The sequence below is a fragment of the Paenibacillus rhizosphaerae genome (assembly GCF_014192015.1).
Lineage (GTDB): Bacteria > Bacillota > Bacilli > Paenibacillales > Paenibacillaceae > Paenibacillus_AQ > Paenibacillus_AQ rhizosphaerae.
In genome coordinates, this window is the sequence record NZ_JACHXJ010000007.1 from 122,774 (window position 1) to 141,351 (window position 18,578).

General features: G+C 56.0%; 13 protein-coding genes and 1 riboswitch. Of the genes, 12 read left to right on the forward strand and 1 reads right to left on the reverse strand.

The features are described from left to right. Nucleotides 1-145 precede the first annotated feature (145 nt). The 12 genes from FHS19_RS30710 to gntK all read left to right on the forward strand — a co-directional run bounded on the left by FHS19_RS30710 (nt 146) and on the right by gntK (nt 17,530). Nucleotides 146-3,793: a DUF6359 domain-containing protein gene (locus FHS19_RS30710; RefSeq protein ID WP_183586595.1), complete on the forward strand. Its 3,648-nt coding sequence runs from the start codon at nt 146-148 to the stop codon at nt 3,791-3,793. Nucleotides 3,794-3,942: 149 nt separating this feature from the next. Next, the gene (locus FHS19_RS30715) at nt 3,943-5,061 is read left to right on the forward strand and encodes an S-layer homology domain-containing protein (RefSeq protein WP_183586597.1); all 1,119 of its coding nucleotides are present in this window, start codon (nt 3,943-3,945) and stop codon (nt 5,059-5,061) included. 210 nt (nt 5,062-5,271) lie between these two features. Beyond that, nucleotides 5,272-5,433: riboswitch (FMN riboswitch) on the forward strand. 127 nt (nt 5,434-5,560) lie between these two features. Further along, nucleotides 5,561-6,517, forward strand: a complete 957-nt coding sequence (locus FHS19_RS30720; RefSeq protein ID WP_183586599.1) for a DMT family transporter — start codon at nt 5,561-5,563, stop codon at nt 6,515-6,517. Between the two features lie 466 nt (nt 6,518-6,983). Beyond that, complete coding sequence (locus FHS19_RS30725; protein ID WP_183586601.1) at nt 6,984-8,849, forward strand: ABC transporter substrate-binding protein; 1,866 nt, start codon at nt 6,984-6,986, stop codon at nt 8,847-8,849. A gap of 111 nt (nt 8,850-8,960) precedes the next feature. Beyond that, nucleotides 8,961-9,971: an ABC transporter permease gene (locus FHS19_RS30730; protein WP_076173597.1), complete on the forward strand. Its 1,011-nt coding sequence runs from the start codon at nt 8,961-8,963 to the stop codon at nt 9,969-9,971. A 1-nt stretch (nt 9,972) separates the two neighbouring features. Next, a complete protein-coding gene (locus tag FHS19_RS30735) occupies nt 9,973-10,809 on the forward strand; it encodes an ABC transporter permease (protein WP_183586603.1) in 837 nt (278 codons plus the stop codon). A gap of 4 nt (nt 10,810-10,813) precedes the next feature. Then, nucleotides 10,814-11,824, forward strand: coding sequence for an ABC transporter ATP-binding protein (locus FHS19_RS30740; RefSeq protein ID WP_183586605.1), 1,011 nt, complete (start codon nt 10,814-10,816; stop codon nt 11,822-11,824). Further along, complete coding sequence (locus FHS19_RS30745) at nt 11,811-12,611, forward strand: ABC transporter ATP-binding protein (protein ID WP_183586607.1); 801 nt, start codon at nt 11,811-11,813, stop codon at nt 12,609-12,611. Before FHS19_RS30740 ends, FHS19_RS30745 begins: the two co-directional genes overlap by 14 nt. Nucleotides 12,612-12,758: 147 nt before the next feature. Continuing rightward, on the forward strand, nt 12,759-13,250 hold the full coding sequence (locus tag FHS19_RS30750; RefSeq protein ID WP_183586609.1) for a hypothetical protein: 492 nt from the start codon (nt 12,759-12,761) through the stop codon (nt 13,248-13,250). Nucleotides 13,251-13,752: 502 nt separating this feature from the next. Continuing rightward, on the forward strand, nt 13,753-14,430 hold the full coding sequence (locus tag FHS19_RS30755) for a GntR family transcriptional regulator (protein WP_183587024.1): 678 nt from the start codon (nt 13,753-13,755) through the stop codon (nt 14,428-14,430). 163 nt (nt 14,431-14,593) lie between these two features. Continuing rightward, entirely contained in the window at nt 14,594-15,955 is a 1,362-nt protein-coding gene (locus tag FHS19_RS30760) for a GntP family permease (protein WP_183586611.1), read from the forward strand. A 36-nt stretch (nt 15,956-15,991) separates the two neighbouring features. Next, nucleotides 15,992-17,530, forward strand: coding sequence for a gluconokinase (gene gntK, locus FHS19_RS30765; protein WP_183586613.1), 1,539 nt, complete (start codon nt 15,992-15,994; stop codon nt 17,528-17,530). Nucleotides 17,531-17,616: 86 nt separating this feature from the next. Here gntK and FHS19_RS30770 read toward each other — a convergent pair whose 3' ends face one another. Beyond that, the gene (locus FHS19_RS30770; RefSeq protein WP_183586615.1) at nt 17,617-18,558 is read right to left on the reverse strand and encodes a helix-turn-helix transcriptional regulator; all 942 of its coding nucleotides are present in this window, start codon (nt 18,556-18,558) and stop codon (nt 17,617-17,619) included. Between the last annotated feature and the right edge of the window lie 20 nt (nt 18,559-18,578).

An 18,578-nucleotide genomic window follows, 5' to 3' on the forward strand; every position in this document is an offset into this window, starting at 1 on the left:
GTAAGGAAGGGTTTCCTTAGCAACCGCGGTGTATTTGCACAGCTGCCCCATATTTTACGTAATCCGCAACAAGCCATAATAAAGGGATGTTAACCTGAGGAAGCCGCAATCATAATTGCCGGAATGTAAAGGAGGAGTTCGCAAGATGGACAACCCGTATTTCGTCCGCAGGAAAAAACTCACAGGTCTATTTCTGGCATGGATGCTGATGCTGTCCGCCGCCTTGGGATACATGCCCGCACAGGCTGCGGCTGCGGTTCCGCTCACGGTGGCCGAAGCTCTTGCCAAAAACAACAGCGGAGAGACCGCGACCGTTGAAGGCTATATCGTCGGTGAAATTTACAATTCCAAACCGATTTATTCGGGCTTTCAGGACGATTACAACGTGTTGATTGCCGATACACCCGGGGAGCAGACACAGAGCAAGATGATCGATGTGCAGATCTCGGCTTCCTATCGCTCCCAGTATGGTCTCAAGTCGAATCCCGCCAACGTGGGAAAAAAACTGACCGTTACCGGGCAATTGACCGCATACAGCGGCATGGCCGGAATCAAAAACCCGACTGCGATGTCCCTGGACGGGGAGTCCGGAGGAAATCCCGGCGGAGGCACGCCGAACCCGGCGGATCCGGGCAGCGAAAATATCGGCGTTCCGACGACGCTGCCGGACGGCACGGGGAAACAGGTGCTGTTCGACGAAACGCACGGTCAGACGGCCGGAGCTTCGGACTGGGTCATTGACGGCGCGTTTTCGGACTTCGCCGACGGACTAAGGGAAGCGGGCTTCCAGGTAGATGCGCTGCAAAGAACGCTGCCGATGGACTCGCATGCTTTTGACGCGCCGGCTATTACGCTGAGCAAGCTGAAGCAATACGATGTCTTTGTTATCGGCGAAGCGAACATTCCGTTCAAGGCGTCCGAGCAGGCCGCCATGCTGACGTATGTCAAGGAAGGCGGCAGCATATTCTTCATCTCCGACCATTATAACTCCGACCGGAACCTGAACCGCTGGGATTCCTCGGAAGTGATGAACGGCTACCGGCGCGGGGCGTTCGGTCATCCGGCCAAGGGCATGTCCACCGCCGAAGCGGCATCGGGCGCGATGCAGGACGTGACCAGCACGGACTGGCTCGGCCAGAACTTCGGCGTGCGCTTCCGCTTCAATTCGGTCGGCGACGTCACCAAAACCGATGCGGTGAAATATGATCAGTCCTTTGGTATTACCGCAGGCGTTAATGATGTGGAGATGCACAGCGGCTCCACGCTGACGATTCTGGATCCGACCCGGGTCAAAGGCGTCGTGTACCTCCCGGAAAATGTGCCGGGCTGGGGCAATGCCGTGGAGAACAGCGACAAGGCCAACTTCCCGAACGGAGGCGTCTATAAAAACGGCGGCATCGCCGAAGGACCGTTCGCTGCCATTTCCAAGCTGGAACAAGGAAAAGCCGCATTCATCGGCGACTCCTCGCCGGTCGAGGACCCCACGCCGGGATACGTCCGCGAGGACAACGGCGGCAAGAAAACGACTTACGACGGCTTCAAGGGAGAAGCCCAGGACGCCGCCTTCCTCGTCCAGACGGTTCAATGGCTGGCGGTCCATGAAGATTACGCAACATTCGAAAATCAGGGCATTACGCTTGATGCGCCGACGCCGCTGCTCGGCCAGCTGGAAGAACCGGCCACATCGGCCGAAATTCCAGGGACCGAGCCGTGGACGACGCCGGCAGCAGGGTACAAATGGTATGATCCGACGACGTACAAAGCCGGCTCCTACGGAGCCGGCGGTACGCCGCCCGTCGTTACCATTCCCGATTTGACAACCATCGCGGAAGCGCGTAAAGCGGCGGACAACGATTACGTTACGGTGCAGGGCGTCGTCACGTCGGAGCCGGGAGTTTTTGGCGGCTCGGGATTTTACATGCAGGACGGCACCGGCGGTGTCTATGTGTATCCGAGCAAAGCGACAGGCTACCATGTTGGGGATAAGGTTAAACTGACCGCCCAAAAGCTGGTCTATAATACCGAGGTCGAGCTGGCCAATGAAGTCCAGGTGGCCAAGCTGGACGACCAAGCCGATATTCCGGCTCCGGTTCCGCAGGCTGCGGCCGCGGTCAATGACGGCAATCAGGGGCAGCTGATCACGATCAAAAACGCGGCGGTGCAAAACTACGCCACCGTCACGGGCTCCCTGGAATTCGATCTCGTCAGCGGCGGCACGACGAACCGTGTCCGCGTCGACAGCCGGACGGGCATCAGCATGGATGCGCTGAAGCAGGCCTATCCGGCAGGAACGGCCGTGGATATTACCGGGATCTCTTCGATCTTTAAGGGCACCTACCAGTTGAAGCTTCTGAAAGAAAGCGACATCCGTCCGGCTGCGGCTCCCGGAGACAATCACGCTCCGGCGTTTGCCGACGTGCCCGCCCAGACCGTGAAAGCCGGGCAGCAGGTGACGTTCTCGGTGTACGCCATCGATGAGGACGGAGACGTTGTAAGTTATGAGGCGGTGTCTCTGCCGGAGGGAGCGGCCTTTGATGCGGCTTCCGGCAAGTTCACGTGGACGCCGGCTGCGGAAGGCAGCTATACGGCTTCCTTCCGGGTTCAGGACGGGAAGGGCGGTACCGATACGCTTCAGGTCAGCATCACGGTCGAAGCGGCAGGGACGCAGGCGCCGGACTCCGCCGTGCTGACCGGACCGGCAACGGCTTCTGCGGGATCGCAGGTGGATTTGGGCGTAGGCATTACCAAGCCGTCGTTTGCTTTTACGGCGCTGGACCTGATCGTCAAATACGATCCGGCGAAGCTGGAATTTGCGACCACGGCGAATACGGACGGCACGCTGGCCTTGGCAGAAGGCGCGGTAAGCTCGTCGCGCACCGGATTTGGTGTGCTGGCCACAGGGGTGAAGCCGGAACAAGGCGAGATCCGCATCATCATGGCCAGCACCGGCCAGGAGAACGCCGTCTCGGAAGAAGGGGAGCTGCTGAAGCTCCGTGGAACGCTGAAAGCCGGCGTCTCCGGAAGCGCAGCCGTGTCGGTGTCCGCCTTTGATATTTCGGCGGACGGCAATTCGAGCCCGGTGAACACGGACTCCGCTGCGCTGCAGATCCAGATCGCCGCTGCCGACCGGGCGGCGCTGCTTGCCGCCATCGGCGAAGCGCAGAAGCTGGCGGATCAAGCCGTCACGGGCACGGAGCCGGGGCAGTACCCGGCATCGGCGAAGACCGCCCTGCTGTCGGCGATCAGCGACGCCAAGCGCGTGGCGGGCGATGCCGCTGCAACGCAGAAGGCGGTCGACGATGCGGTGGCTGCGCTTCAATCGGCCGTCAGCACGTTCAAGAACGCCGTCATCCCGGTTCCTTCGGTTCCGGTGGACAAGTCGGCCCTCTCTTCGGCGATTGCCTCCGCGCAGAGCATCTATGACCGGGCGGTCGCAGGCGATAAGATCGGCCAATATCCGGCTGCGGCCAAGTCCGAGCTGCAATCGGCCATCCAGGCGGCGAAAGCAGTCAAAGACAGCTCTTCCTCGACACAAAACCAGGTGGATTCGGCTGCGGCGGCGCTCGGCAGCGCCGTATCGGCCTTCCAGAAGAAGCTGATCACGCTGGTGCCTGGAGCGGTGCAGATTACGGTGCAGGATTTGTCCATCCTCGCCAAGTATTACGGCATCCAGTTGACGGACCCGAACTGGAGCCGCGTTGCTCCGGCGGACCTGTTCAGCGAAGGCGAAATTTCGATCCGTTCGCTGGCTGCGGTGGCGCAGATGATCATCGGCAGCTGGTACGCGAAGTAATGAGATAGAGAAAGTTTCGGGACAGTAGACCATCTAATGGATATGTTTATCAGCAGCATTAGAAATCGACTGCTTTGAAAAGGATACAATCGCAGGAGCGGTGCAGGCTGCTCCTGCGATTTTCAATTCATGGAAAGAGGGCTGGACATATGCTTCGAAACCAATCTACCCGCTATGCCGCATGGGCTGTAGCTATTTGTGTCGGACTCATCGGATCAGGAAATCTCGCAAACGCTGCGGCTTCTGGAATACGAACTGCCGGCAGCTTCCCGGTTGCCGCAGCCGCCTCGGCCGCCTCGGCTGCTGCAGGAACCGCCGCCGCTGCGGAGGCTCCTTTCTTGTCACTGGGGGTAACATCCAATGGTTCCAAGGTGACGGTCACGGTGACCGGCGAGCAGCTGAAGGACTTGTATGCGTATGAGCTGACGCTCAGTTTCGACCCGGCGAAGCTGAGTTTCCGCACCGCCTCATCAGGAACGTCCGGCTTTTCGGTCAAACCGATAGTCAATAACAACGAAATCCGTCTGGCCCACACCAAAGTAGGAAAAACAACCGGAGACAGCGGCAAGCTCCAGCTCGCCGTCATTGAGTTTACGGCGCTGCAGGCGGCTTCGTCCCGGGTGGCTGTGGAGAGCGCCAAATTGGTGGATTCCGCTCTCCACTCATCCGAAATGTCCGTCAAGCCGGAAATCACGGTCCAGCCGGGTAAAGCGGAAGGAACGCCGGGCGCTTTCCGGGATATCCGCGGCCACTGGGCGGAGCAGCCGATTCTGAACGCGGTCCAGCAGGGATGGGTCAGCGGTTATCCCGACGGCACGTTTCAGCCGGACAAGGAAGTGACCCGGGCGGAGTTCGCCAGCATGATGATGCGAGCGGTATCCGTGGGCCAGACGGCCGGCTCACAGGCGCTGGCTTTTTCCGACGCGAAGAAGATTCCGGCCTGGGCGCTGTCCTCTGTTCAGGATGCGGTTTCGCGCGGTATCATGAACGGTTATGCCGACGGAACGTTTGGACCAGGCCGGCTCATTACCCGGGCCGAAATGGCGGCGATGTCCGTCAGGGCTCTCGGAGCGGGTACACCGGGCGGCGCGGGGAGCTTGGATTTTGCCGACCGCAGTCAAATTCCGGCTTGGGCCACGCCGTATATCGCCTCGGCGGTGGAAAAAGGAATGATGCATGGAAGATCAGGCAGCCTGTTCGCCGCGAACGCGCACGCGACGCGGGCTGAAGCGGTGGCTGTCATCCTATCGGTGCTTGAGCAGCGATAAGTGATGCCGCCCGTTTACTCGTTTGCAGCACCCCACACTTGCTGCGCCAGCCGCGGGGCCAGACGCTAACCTTTGATGTTGAGATCCATATCCAAATTTTTAATCGGTAGAAATAAAAAGCTATTAAAAAACTGAAACACTTTTGGATACATTTATGCTATAATGATGAAAACAATGTAAGTTGCATGAAAAAAATAAAAATAAATGAATATGGATCTTCGGGGTAAGGTGAAATTCCTGACCGGCGGTGAGCGTCTCTTCTTCTGGAGAAGACGGCGTCAAGCCCGCGACTCGCAGCTTTAACCGTAAGGCTGCGACTGACCTGGTGAAACTCCAGGGCCGACGGTAAAGTCCGGATGGGAGAAGATCAAAGAATAGGCATGTGCGAAATTTTGACATTTCCGCAAGCTTATTTGATCAACCCCCGATGTGTCGATTGATGTCGATCTCGGGGGTTTTCCAATGTTGACTCCGTATTCAGGGATAGGGGAACTGGAGTATGGAAAATGTAAGCAGCAACATCAAAGTCCGGCCCGCGGCAAGCGGGAAGGCCGAACGCAGCAAATCCGGTTTTTGGCTGGTTGTGCTGGGTGCAGCATTGTGGGGAGCGGATCCGCTGTTCCGGATCATTTTGCTCAAAGAACATATGACGGCAACGCAAATTGTGCTCATCGAGCATATTCTGCTGGTGCTGTTCGTCGCACCGATGCTGTGGAAGCATCGGAGCGAGTTGACAGGCCTGAAGCTGCGCCATGTCGGCGCGCTGCTCTTCTTGTCGTGGGGCGGCTCGGCCATTGCAACGATCCTGTTTACGCAAGGGCTGTCCTCCGGGAATTTGAACGCGGTCGTTCTGCTGCAGAAGCTGCAGCCGATCTTCGCCATCCTCATGGCCAAACTGCTGCTGCGCGAGAAGCTTCCGAAGCATTTCACCTGGCTGTTCATCGTGGCGCTGGCCGGAACCTATTTGTTAACCTTCGGCTTCACGTTTCCGTTCGGGCATATGAATGATTTCGTCAAGGTCGGCAGCCTGTTCTCGCTGGGCGCCGCGGCACTGTGGGGCGGTTCCACGGTCATGGGGCGTCTGATGGTCGGAAAAATGGAGTATGAGACGGTAACTTCGCTGCGTTTCATCCTGGCGCTGCCTTTGCTGATCGGGATTACCATCAATCAGGGCGATGCTTGGCAGGTGCATACCGACGGGGGAACGCTGGCTGCGGTGTCGATCAACATGCTGGGGCAGGCGCTTCTGCCGGGGCTGTTCAGCTTGATGGTGTACTATAAAGGCCTGACGACGACGAAAGCATCGGTCGCCACGCTGGCGGAACTAAGCTTTCCGATGGTGAGCGTGCTGATCAACTGGATCGTATTTCATCAGGCTGTGACGCCAACACAAGCGGTTGGATTTATCCTGATCTGGGCGGCGCTGTTCATGATTTCACGCAAGAGCGCGGCATAACCTTTCAAGCCGGTTCAGGCTTGAAAGACGCGATTTTATACAGGTTTGCAAAGCGGTTCCTGCTCCTTGCAGGGACCGTTTTTTGTTTGGCGGGGGAGGGCAGACCGTCGAAGTATTTCAGTAACTTTTTTTCAGCACATTTAAAAAAATAAATCAGTCATCATTTCCAAGCGATCCTTCATACATTTTACGGAAAGCGCTTGCAGAACGCGTTTTAGCCGGATTAATCCGGCAGGTGGGTATGCGGTTTCCTCAGAATGAAGAGGTTCGGTCTCTTCGGATCCAGGAGGCGCGGACCTTCCGGTCGGAAGACGTGGATTCTGCAGCACGCTTGCATGTATATAAAATGAACTAAAGTTTTACCTTGCTTCTTCTCTTGATTCCATCTGGAATACAGGCGAGGTGCTTTCCTTTTCTTTAGTTCAATTTTATGTAGATGTGAATTGGAGGAAATGGGGGAGTTCACATGAAGCTGAAATTAGCTTCCAAGCCGCTCATGGCCCTGTTGGTGGCGGCAACCGTTATGATCGCGGGCTGCCAGACCGTGCAGCCGCCTTCCGCAACGGGAACGACAACGCCGCCGGCGCAAGGAGAAAACACGCCGGCCGATCAGGGAGAAAAAGCCACGGAGCCCGCGACGACCGAGCCCGCAGCGAACCAGCCGGCAACGAGCGGAGACGCCAAAGAAACGCCGAGAAATGAAACCCTTTACATTAACGGACTTCAATGGGGGCCGCCGTCCAACTTCAACCTGCTGAGCGGCAATCCGGCCTTCCCGATCAACTACGGAAACTCGAGAGAGCTGGTCTACGAGACGCTGTTCATGATCAACCAGCTGGACGGCAAGCTTGAGCCGCTGCTCGGCACCAAATACGAGTGGTCCGACGACATGACGCTGCATATCGAGCTGAACAAGGACGCCAAGTGGAGCGACGGCCAGCCGTTTACATCCGATGACGTCGTGTACACCTACCAGCTCGGCAAAAAATACGACATTAACTGGAGCAACTACTGGGCGTACATCGCGGATGTCACAGCGGACGGCCCGAATGCGGTCAAGATCACGCTGAACAAAGACAATCCGAACCGCCTGACGGTGCTCGACAGCATCGAGCTGATTCCGATGATGCCCAAACATATTTGGGAAGAAATCGAGAAGAAGGCCAACAACGATCTGGCGACGATCCGTAAGGAAGTCAATGCCAATCCGGTAGCCACCGGCCCTTACAAAATCTACTTCTACAACGACCAGAAAATCACCATTGTCCGCGACGACAATTACTGGGGCAAGTCGCTCTTCGGCAAGCTGCCTGCTCCGAAATTTATTACGCACGTCATTTACAAAGATAACGCAGCCGGCGATTTGGCCTTCAAGAGCGGGCAGGTGGACGTCTCCCAGCAGTTCATCCCGCAGGTCTGGAACATGTGGAAGAACGGCGCTCCCATCAAAACCTATCTGAAAGACGCACCTTATTACGTGCCGGGCTCCATGCCGTCGATCTTCTTTAATTTCTCGAAAAAAGGGCTGGATAACCCGGACGTCCGCCGCGCGATCGCGATGAGCATCGATTACAAGAAAATTTCCGACCTCGCAATGAGCGGCTACTCCGCCGCGATGCAGCCGTCCCTGACGCTGAACACGGATGCGGAGTCCAAGTACGTCGATCAGGATGCGATCAAATCGCTGCAGTGGACGACCGACGTCAAGGCGGCCAACGAGCTGCTCGACAGCATCGGCGCCAAAAAAGGCAAAGACGGCATCCGCGTGCTGAACGGCACCCGCCTCGGGCCATTTGAAGTCGAATGCCCGTACGGCTGGTCCGACTGGAATGCGGCGCTGGAGATCGTGGCTCAGAGCGCCAAAGCGATCGGCATCGAGATCCGCACGAAGTTCCCGGAAGCGCCGGTATGGACGAACGACCTGCAAACCGGCAAGTTCGACATCATCATGAACACGCCTGCGGGCGGCGTCAATCCGAGCCAGCCGTGGAGCAGAGCGCATGACATTATGTATTCCAAGGAAGTGGCTCCGCTCGGCGAAATGGCGTTCTGGAACTGGGGCCGTTACAAAAACGACCAGGCCGACCAAATTATCGACAAAATTCCGAGCGTCACCGATCAGGCCGAACTCAAAACTCTGTACACCGATCTGACGAAAATCTGGCTGACCGACATTCCGTCCATTCCGCTCATGTATCGTCCGTGGGTGTTCCATACGGTCAATGAATCGGTATGGAAAGGCTTCCCCGTTGACGGAGACGGAAGCAACATTCCTCCGCAAATCGCCATGGATGGCGCGGGCATCCGGGCGCTGTACCAGATTCACAACTAAGCCCAAGGAAGCGGCCTGCATGGGAGGCTCCCGGCACTGCTGGAGCGCCATGCGGGCCCTCTTTTCCAAGACGCATCCGCCGCCGATCCAAAGATCAAGGGAGGGACCTTCTTGAATGCCTATGCCAAATATTTCGTAAAAAAGCTGTTCTGGTACCTGGTGACGCTCGTCATTGCCGTTTCTCTGAACTTTTTCCTTCCGCGCATGATCGAGGGGAACCCCGTCGCCATGATCGTCTCGCAAATGACCAAAGGAATGACGGACAGCGATACGATCAAACGGGTCTATGAGACGTTCATCCAGGAGTTTGGTGTTGACAAGCCGCTCTGGCAGCAGTTTCTCATCTATGTGCAAAACCTGTTTACCGGCAACCTCGGCACCTCCTTCGGCCTGTATCCGAAAAAGGTGACGGACATCCTGGCTTCGGCCGTGCCGTGGACGATCGGCCTGCAGCTGCCGGCGATTCTGGTGGGCTGGATTCTGGGCAACGTGCTCGGAGCCGTAGCCGCCTATAAAAAAGGCGTGTTCGACAAAGTGATCTTCCCGGTGGCCCTGTTCGTGAACTCGATTCCCTTTTTTACGCTGGCCATCATCATGCTGTACGTATTCGCCTTGACGCTGGGATGGTTCCCGCTGTCCGGAGGGTATGATTTTCAAATGATTCCGCAGCTCAGCTTCGAATTTATCGGCTCGGTCATCCGCCACCATACGCTGCCATTCCTCTCGATCGTGCTCGTCACCATCGGTGGCCAGGCGATCGGAATGCGGGAGATGTCCATTTACGAGCTGAATGCCGACTATGTGCTGTACAGCAAGCTGCTCGGGATCCGCGACTCACGCATTTCCAGATACGTGTTCCGGAACGCCATGCTTCCCCAAATTACCGGACTGGCCTTGTCCATCGGCACGATGGTGGGCGGTTCGCTCATCTGCGAAATCGTGTTCAGCTATCCGGGCATCGGCACCTGGCTGTTTACGGCCATCCGTCAGCTCGATTACCCGCTCATTTCCGGCTGTACGCTGCTGATCGCGCTCTCTGTTCTGCTGGCCAACTTTACGATTGATATCATTTACGGTTTTATCGATCCGCGGATCAAAGCCTCGCAAATGGAGGATCAGTAATATGAAAAACTCCTTCAACATTCTCATCAAGTCCCCCAAATTCATGCTGGGGGCAGGGATATTCATCGTCATGCTGGCGCTGGTGCTCATCTTCCCGATGATCAACAGGAAGGATCCGCTGGAGATGATCGCCCTGGCGTTTCAGCCGCCGAGTTCGCAGCTGTGGCTCGGTTCGGACAATTTCGGGCGGGATCTGTTCCTGGAGCTGATGTACGGCATCCAGACCTCGATCCGGGTCGGTCTCATCGCAGGCGTATTCGCCACGGCGATCGGACTCATTATCGGCCTCGCTTCCGGCTACATCGGCGGCATCGTGGATAATTTGCTGACCTCGATCACGAACATTTTTATCGTCATTCCGTCGTTTATTATCCTGATCCTCATCTCGGTCAGCATCAACTCGCGCAGCTCACTCGTGACGGCGATCATTATCGGCATCACCAGCTGGCCGTGGACGGCCCGGGCCGTCCGGGCGCAGACCAGCTCGCTCCGCAACCGGGATCATGTCCATATCGCCAAAATTTCCGGACACAGCACGCCCCGGATCATCGTTTTTGAAATTTTGCCCTACATCGCGTCTTATGTCGTCATGGCGTTTGTGCTGCAGACCGCGTCCGGCATTCTGTCGGAGGCTTCCATCTCGATGCTGGGGCTGGGGCCGTACAATACGATCTCCCTTGGCATCATCATGAACTGGGCGCTCGTCTTCGAGGCGCCGGTAGCGGGCGCATGGTGGGCGTTTATTCCGGCGGCGCTGTCGATCGCGCTGATCACGTTCTCGCTGTATATGATGAACACGGGCATGGACGAAATTTTTAATCCGAAAATAAGGAGCTAGGCCGATGACTACAAACATTCTGGAAGTTAGCGGACTGAAAACCTATTATAAAACCCGGCTTAAGGAAAAAGTGTTTGCCGTTGACGGCGTCGATTTCGTGCTGGAAGAGGGGAAGACGCTCGGCATCGCCGGCGAATCCGGCTGCGGCAAGTCGACGCTGGCGCTGAGCCTGATGGGATTTTATTTTCCGCCGCTCCATTACGGCAGCGGTTCGATCCAAATCCACGGCCGCGACATTATGAAGCTGAGCAAGGAGCAGCTGCGCACGCAAATTTCCGGGCGGGAAATCGCGTATATTCCCCAGGCGGCCATGAATGCCCTCAATCCGACGCTGCGGATCATCCGCTTTATTGAGGATATTATGAAAGAGCACCGGCCCGAGCTCACCAAGAAACAGGTGTGGGATATGGCCGTCGAGCGGTTTGAAACGCTTAATCTGTCGCCGAAGGTGCTGCGCTCGTATCCGAATGAGCTCTCCGGGGGCATGAAGCAGCGGACGGTCATTGCGATTTCCACCATTCTGAATCCGAAGGTGCTGATCGCCGACGAACCGACGTCCGCGCTGGACGTGACGTCGCAGAAGGCCGTCATCAAGCTGATGAAGGACCTGCTCGACAAGCAGTTCATCCGCTCACTGGTATTCATCACGCATGAGCTGCCGCTCTTGTACCACGTCACCGACGACATTATGGTCATGTACGCGGGAGAGATCGTGGAGCGGGGTACGGCCGAGCAGATGATCTTTGATCCGCTGCATCCGTATACGAAGAAGCTGATGGGCTCCATCATCGTTCCGGAGGAGGGGATGAAGGGGCACAAGCTGGCGGCCATTCCGGGTACGCCGCCGAATTTGAAGCATGTGCCGGCCGGCTGCCGGTTTGCCGAGCGGTGCTCTTACGCCCAGGATCAATGCAGGGAAAACAATGTGGCGGTCAAGGAAGTGGACGGCCGCCAGTACCGGTGCCATTTTGACACAGGAACGCTGAAGGAGTGGTATGCGAATGAGCAGTCGTGACCTGTTGATCCGCGGCAGAGGCATTACGAAAGTATTCGGGTACGGGGCGGCCAAAACGACGGCGGTCGATACGGTGGACTTCGATTTTCATAAGGGTGAAATCATTTCCATCGTCGGCGAGAGCGGCAGCGGCAAAACCACCCTGGCGAAAATCATCATGGGCCTCTTAAAGGAGTCGGGGGGCAGCATCGATTACAAAGGTCAGCCCAGAGTGCTCCGCCGCCATGCCGACCGGAAAAAGTACTGGAAAGACATTCAGGCGATCTTTCAGGACCCGTTCTCGTCCTTTAACCTGTTCCAGCGGGTGGAGAAGCTGCTGCTCAGCTGCATCCGACTGCAGGGGCTGAAGCTCACCAAGGAAGAGCAGTTCAACAAAATGAAGGAAGCCTGCTCTTTCGTCAACCTGAAGTTTGAGGAGCTGTACAACAAGTATCCGTTCGAGCTGTCCGGCGGGCAGATGCAGCGGCTCATGATCGCCCGGATTTTTATGCTCCATCCGAAGGTGCTGATCGCGGATGAACCCACCTCGATGGTCGACGCCTGCTCCCGGTCTACCATTCTCGACATGCTGCTGAAGCTGAGGGATGAGAACGAGATGACGATTATTTTTATTACGCATGACGTTGGGCTTGCCTATTACGTGAGCGACACGATTTACATTATGGAGAAGGGCCAAATCGTCGAGAGGGGACCGGCCGAAGACATTATTCTGAACCCGCAGCAAGCCTATACGAGGCAGCTGATCAGCGACGTGCCGAAAATCCATACCGCCTGGGATTTGGGCTAGGTTACATCGGCGCCGTGTAGCGGCCGCCTTCCAGCACGACGCGAAATACGGCACCATCTGCTGCAGCACGGCCAGGTTCGTTCCTTCCGCGCTCCACCATTCGTATCCCAGCGTATAGCCAGGCCCGGAACGGGTGACAAATAAGACGTGGAACCGCTGCGGGTCCATCTGCCCGCCGTCGTCGACGCGCCAGGTGGAGTTCGGGTCATCCGTTCCTTCAAAATCGTGAAACAGCAGCGTATCCGGTGTGATCAGCACGAGGCTGGCCAGCGGCTTGCCGCCTTTGTCGTACTGGACGATACCCAACTGCACATCAGGGGCGATTTGTCCGATGAGTCCCTGGCTTTGGATGTTGAGCCCTTTGGCTTGCTCGATCCGGGCTGCCGCCTTCTAGGAGAGGCTTCCCTCCGCATGCTCGACCAGCAGAAATTGGTGTCCGGCAAAAGCGTCCTTCTGTGCCAGAACGACGCCTGCGTCGGGATCCGGCGGAGTGACCGGGGAGGTGAGGCGGAACAAATCGCCTTCATCATGGTCGAAATTGTACCGGCTCTGTCTGCCGGCCTGATGCTTCGCGAAGCGGATACCGGCCAGCTCGCCCGGCGCGATAACCGCCTGAGTAAACTCCTGCCGGGGCGTTGACAGCTTGCCTTCCGGGTCGGCTGCAAGAATTCGGCTGCCGGCTATTTTTTTCAAGCTCAATCTCCCCTTTACGAGGCTGGGTGTGCTGGATGTTTCATCCACGCGGTTTACAGATCGTACGAATTGTTTTAAAATAAAGACGATCACAAGTTGTATACAAGTATACTTGGAGGCAGAGGCAGAGGCAGAGGCAGAGGCAGAGGCAGAGGCAGAGGCAGGTCAGTCAGGGCAGAGCACAATAAAACTGGAAGCGTTTCTTTTTCGAAGCACAACGGGGCTTCGTGGAAAAAGACGCATTCCGGTTCTTCGTTGTTGCATGGTTCTTTTGAAAAAAGGAAAAAATCGGGTTAACCACACGGCTGCGGTTACACGGTTGGGGCCAACGGCTGAGGCGGGCTTCCGGAGAGCAGATCCCCCCACCATGGATGCGGCGGTCGGTTGTATGATAAAATCGGTAGCGTACGTCATTGTACATACATTGATTTAGGAGAGTTGTCTCATGCTGCGTTATCCTTCATCCTGGCTGCAGGGTGTTTCCTTGGGAGAGTCGATTGCATCCGAGCTAAGGCTGCAGATCATCAGCGGCCGGATCAAGCCGGGTGAAATCATTTCAGAGAACCGGGTGGCCGCCGATTTCGGGACAAGCCGTTCCCCTGTCAGAGAAGCCTTGAAATCGCTCTCGAGCGAAGGGCTGATCCGGCTCGAACGGATGGGTGCCGTCGTCGTCGGACTGAGCCTGACCGATATTGTTGAATTGTACGATGTCCGCTTCCTGATCGAGAGCTTCGTTCAGCAGCGGCTGGCACAGATGGACAGGGATCAGCTGCTGATGACGCTGCGCCGGATCGTTGACCGGATGGAGCTTGCGGTAAAGCATCAGGATGCCATCGAATTTTCGTTTCAGGACTTGTCCTTTCACGAGGCGATTATTACGGCTGCGGACCATAAGCGCATTTTGCATTTATGGAGCAGCATCCGGCCAATCGTGATGACCGTCATGCTTATTACGACGGAGGAGATCTTCTCCAAAGGGGAAGAGAAGCTCGGGTCCGTGATCGGCAAGCATCTGAAAATTATGGACGGGCTGGCTTCAGGTGATGAGGACGAAATCCAGAAGCTTGTACAGGAGTATTTCGCCGATTCACGCCAGACGCTGCACCGCAGCTTAACGGATGTTTAGAGCTTCGGCCTGCCTTTCATCCCACTATATGAACGAAATGGGGCTGCTTGCGGGCAGCTTCCGCCTCATGTTGTCGACAAGTATGCAAGTATTAAAAATCAAAGCTTGGAATCATGGGTATCATATGTGAAAACATCATGTACGAACAAAAGGAGGGCAACCCATGTCCAGTATATTCGGTATGAGCCATCATTGGACGCTCATTGTATGGACACTGATCGCCATTGCATTTCTTATTGTATTTATTGCCAAATTCAAGTGGAATCCGTTTGTGACCCTGTTGTTGTCCGCCCTGCTGCTCGGATTCCTGACCGGCATGAAGTCGATGGATATTATCGATTCTGTAACTAAGGGGCTTGGCGGCACGCTCGGCACGATCGCGATCGTCATCGGTCTCGGCACGATGCTGGGCAAAATGATGGCTGAATCCGGCGGCGCCGAACAGATCGCCACGACCCTTGTGAACCGTTTCGGGGAGAAACGCGTTCACTGGGCGATGATGATCGTCGGCTTTATCGTAGGGATTCCGGTATTTTTTGAGGTCGGTGTCATCCTGCTGATCCCGATTATTTTTACCGTCGCCCGTAAAACCAAAATGTCGCTGCTGCAAATCGGTATTCCGATTCTGGCCGGTCTGTCCACCGTACACGGCCTTGTTCCGCCGCATCCGGCACCGATGATCGCCATTGACGCGTATCAGGCGAATTTGGGCAAAACGATCCTGTTCTCCCTGATTGTGGGTATACCGACGGCGATTGTGGCCGGGCCGCTCTTTGGCAAATGGATCGGCAAACGCATCCAGGTCGAACCGCCTGCCGAGCTGGCAGAGCAGTTCTCCAGCAGCAGCACGCGCAAGCTTCCGGGCTTCGGCATTACACTGCTGACGATTCTGATGCCGGTCATCCTGATGCTGATCGGTTCGATCGCTTCGATTGTCGACCCGGACGCTTCGAACGGTTTTACGCTGTTCTGTGAATTTATCGGAAACGAAATTATTGCGCTCCTGATTTCGGTCGTGTTTTCATTCTTCTCCCTCGGCTTTGCCAGAGGCTTTACGAAAGAACAGGTATCCAAGTTTACGAGCGAATGTCTGGCGCCGACAGCCACGATTATTTTGATCATCGGTGGCGGCGGGGCGTTCAAGCAAGTGCTCATTAACAGCGGCGTAGGTGATGCCATTGCCCAAATCGCGACTTCGGCTCACATCAACATTATTTTGTTTGCATGGTTCGTGGCCGCACTCATCCGTGTTGCAACCGGTTCCGCCACCGTAGCCATGACCACGACTGCCGGGATCGTCGCACCGGTGCTAGCCATGAACCCGGCAGCCAATGTCGAGCTCGTCGTGCTGGCGACCGGAGCGGGCTCGCTCGTCCTGTCGCATGTCAACGACGCCGGCTTCTGGATGGTCAAGGAATTCTTTAACATGTCCGTTCCGCAGACGCTGAAATCCTGGACTGTCATGGAAACGCTGTTGTCGATTGTTGCATTGATTATCATCCTGGTGCTCAGTCTGGTAGTATAAGGATATGTCCTAGTGAAGAAGAAAGAAGGGTGAAACATGAGCAGTAATATGATGATCGGAATCGATATTGGAACGACGAGCACCAAGGCCGTTCTGTTCGAAGAAAACGGAAAGGTTGTGGCCAAGGGAAGTGAAGGCTATCCGCTACTGACACCGACATCGTCCATTGCCGAGCAGGATCCGGATCTGATATTTACAGCTGTAATCCATTCGGTGAAGCAGGTGATGGATACAAGCGGAATCCGACCAGAACAGGTGATGTTCGTCTCGTTCAGTTCGGCCATGCACAGCGTCATTCCGGTCGGCCAAGACGGGAAGCCGCTGATGAACTGCATTACATGGGCGGATAACCGCAGCGCGAAATGGTCCGAAGTGCTGAAGAACGACATGAACGGTCATGAAATTTACCTGCGCACAGGTACGCCGATCCATCCGATGTCCCCGCTGACCAAATTGATGTGGCTGCGTCATGACAATCCGGACATTTTCGAAAAGACGTCCAAGTTCATCTCGATTAAGGAATACGTGTTCGCCAAGCTGTTCAACCGGTACGTCGTCGATCATTCGATGGCCTCCTGTACCGGCCTCATGAACCTGAACAAGCTGGATTGGGACGAAGAGGCGCTGGAGGTTGCCGGCATTACGCCAAGCCAGCTGTCCGAGCTTGTTCCGACCACGCACCGCATGGATGGGCTGGATAAGACGTTTGCCGCCGAGATGGGGCTCGATCCTTCCACGCCGTTTATCGTAGGTGCGAGCGACGGCGTGTTGTCCAATCTGGGCGTCAATGCGATCGAGCCTGGTGTCGTTGCCGCCACCATCGGCACCAGCGGAGCAATCCGCACCGTGGTCGATCATCCGGCAACGGATCCGAAGGGCCGCATTTTCTGCTACGCCCTGACGGAGAAGCTGTGGGTGATCGGCGGTCCCGTCAACAACGGCGGCATGCTGTTCCAATGGGTGCACGACGAACTGGCCGCATCCGAGATCGAGACCGCCAAGCGTCTCGGCATCAATTCGTACGACTTGCTGACGCGGATTGCGGAACAGGTGAATCCGGGATCCGACGGGCTGCTGTTCCACCCTTATTTGACCGGGGAGCGCGCCCCGCTCTGGAACCCCGATGCCCGTGGATCGTTCTTCGGCCTGACGATGCACCACCGCAAGGAGCATATGATCCGCGCCGTCCTTGAAGGTGTCATTTTCAACTTATATACCGTACTGCTGGCGATGGAGGAACGCATCGGGCGTCCGGCCAAAATCCACGCGACCGGCGGGTTTTCCCGTTCTCCGCTGTGGCGCCAAATGATGGCCGACATCTTCGATCAGGAAGTCGTCGTGCCGGAGAGCTTCGAGAGCTCCTGCCTGGGCGCCGTCGTGCTTGGCTTGTATGCAATGGGCAAAGTCGATTCGCTGAGCGTCGTCTCCGGCATGGTCGGATCGACGCATCAGCATAAGCCGGTGAAGGAGAACGCACAAATTTACCATCAGCTGCTGCCGATCTTTATCAAAATTTCACGCAATCTGGAAGAGGAATATAAGGCGATCGCCGATTTTCAGCGCAGCCTGTTCTAATCCGGATAATCCAGAGAATGCCTGTACAGCGTTTGAAACCGCTGTGCAGGCTTTTTTGCATGAAAAACGGTTTACAGCAGAACGTCTCATGAATACTGGCGAAGGATCTCCCGTGCCTGCTCACGAATCCCATCCACAAGCTCGCGCGGTTCGATGACTGTAACGGCAGTACCCAGTTGAAAAAAGTAGCCGGAAACGAATTCCAATTCACGCTGATCAATTACACTTTCAATGTAACCTTGATCCGGGCTAACCTCCACGATATACGGCTCCAGCCATGGCTGACTGCGGCACTGCCTCAAGCCCTCGCGGGTCAACTCTACATATAAACGAACAGGTGATTCCGGCGTTTGCGCCATACTCCGGTTAAGCCAGTCCGGCAGTTCGATCTGAGGTGCAAATACTTCGGACGTTCGTTCCAAAGATACGATCCGGTCCGTCCGAAACAGCCGGATTTCGCCATGAGCCTGATCGAACGCAGGCATGTACCAGAAGCCATCACTGGCGTATATGCCGATCGGAGCCACTTCTCTCACTGTATTCTCCAGCTTCGACACGTACTCGATTTTAAGCAGCTGGTGCGCGGCGGCGGCCTCAATGATTTCCTTTAGAAATGGAGACGGGACGGTCCTTTTTTGATTCCAAAACGTGATCACTGAATCCAGGCTGTCCATTTTTCTTTTTGTATCGTCAGGCAGGCTTGCGTACAGCTTGCGGGAGACGGAATCAATATGAATATCAAAAGGAAGCGATTGATAGTACTTCAATGCCTGGAAAGCAAAAAAGATAGCGAACGCTTCTTCCTCGTTAAACATGATCGGCGGCAGTGTCCGGTTGCTCAGTACCCGATAACCACCGCTTCTTCCTGGTTCTGTATAGAGCGGGACGCCCATATCGGCAATATCCGTAAGATACCGGTGCGCCGTTCGGACAGAAATGCCAAATTCATGCGCGACATCCTGTGCTGTAAAGCTGCGCTTGGTATTCACATACAAGATCAAATCAAACAGTTGTTTGGCTTTACTCACAAAAGTCCCTCCTCTTCACT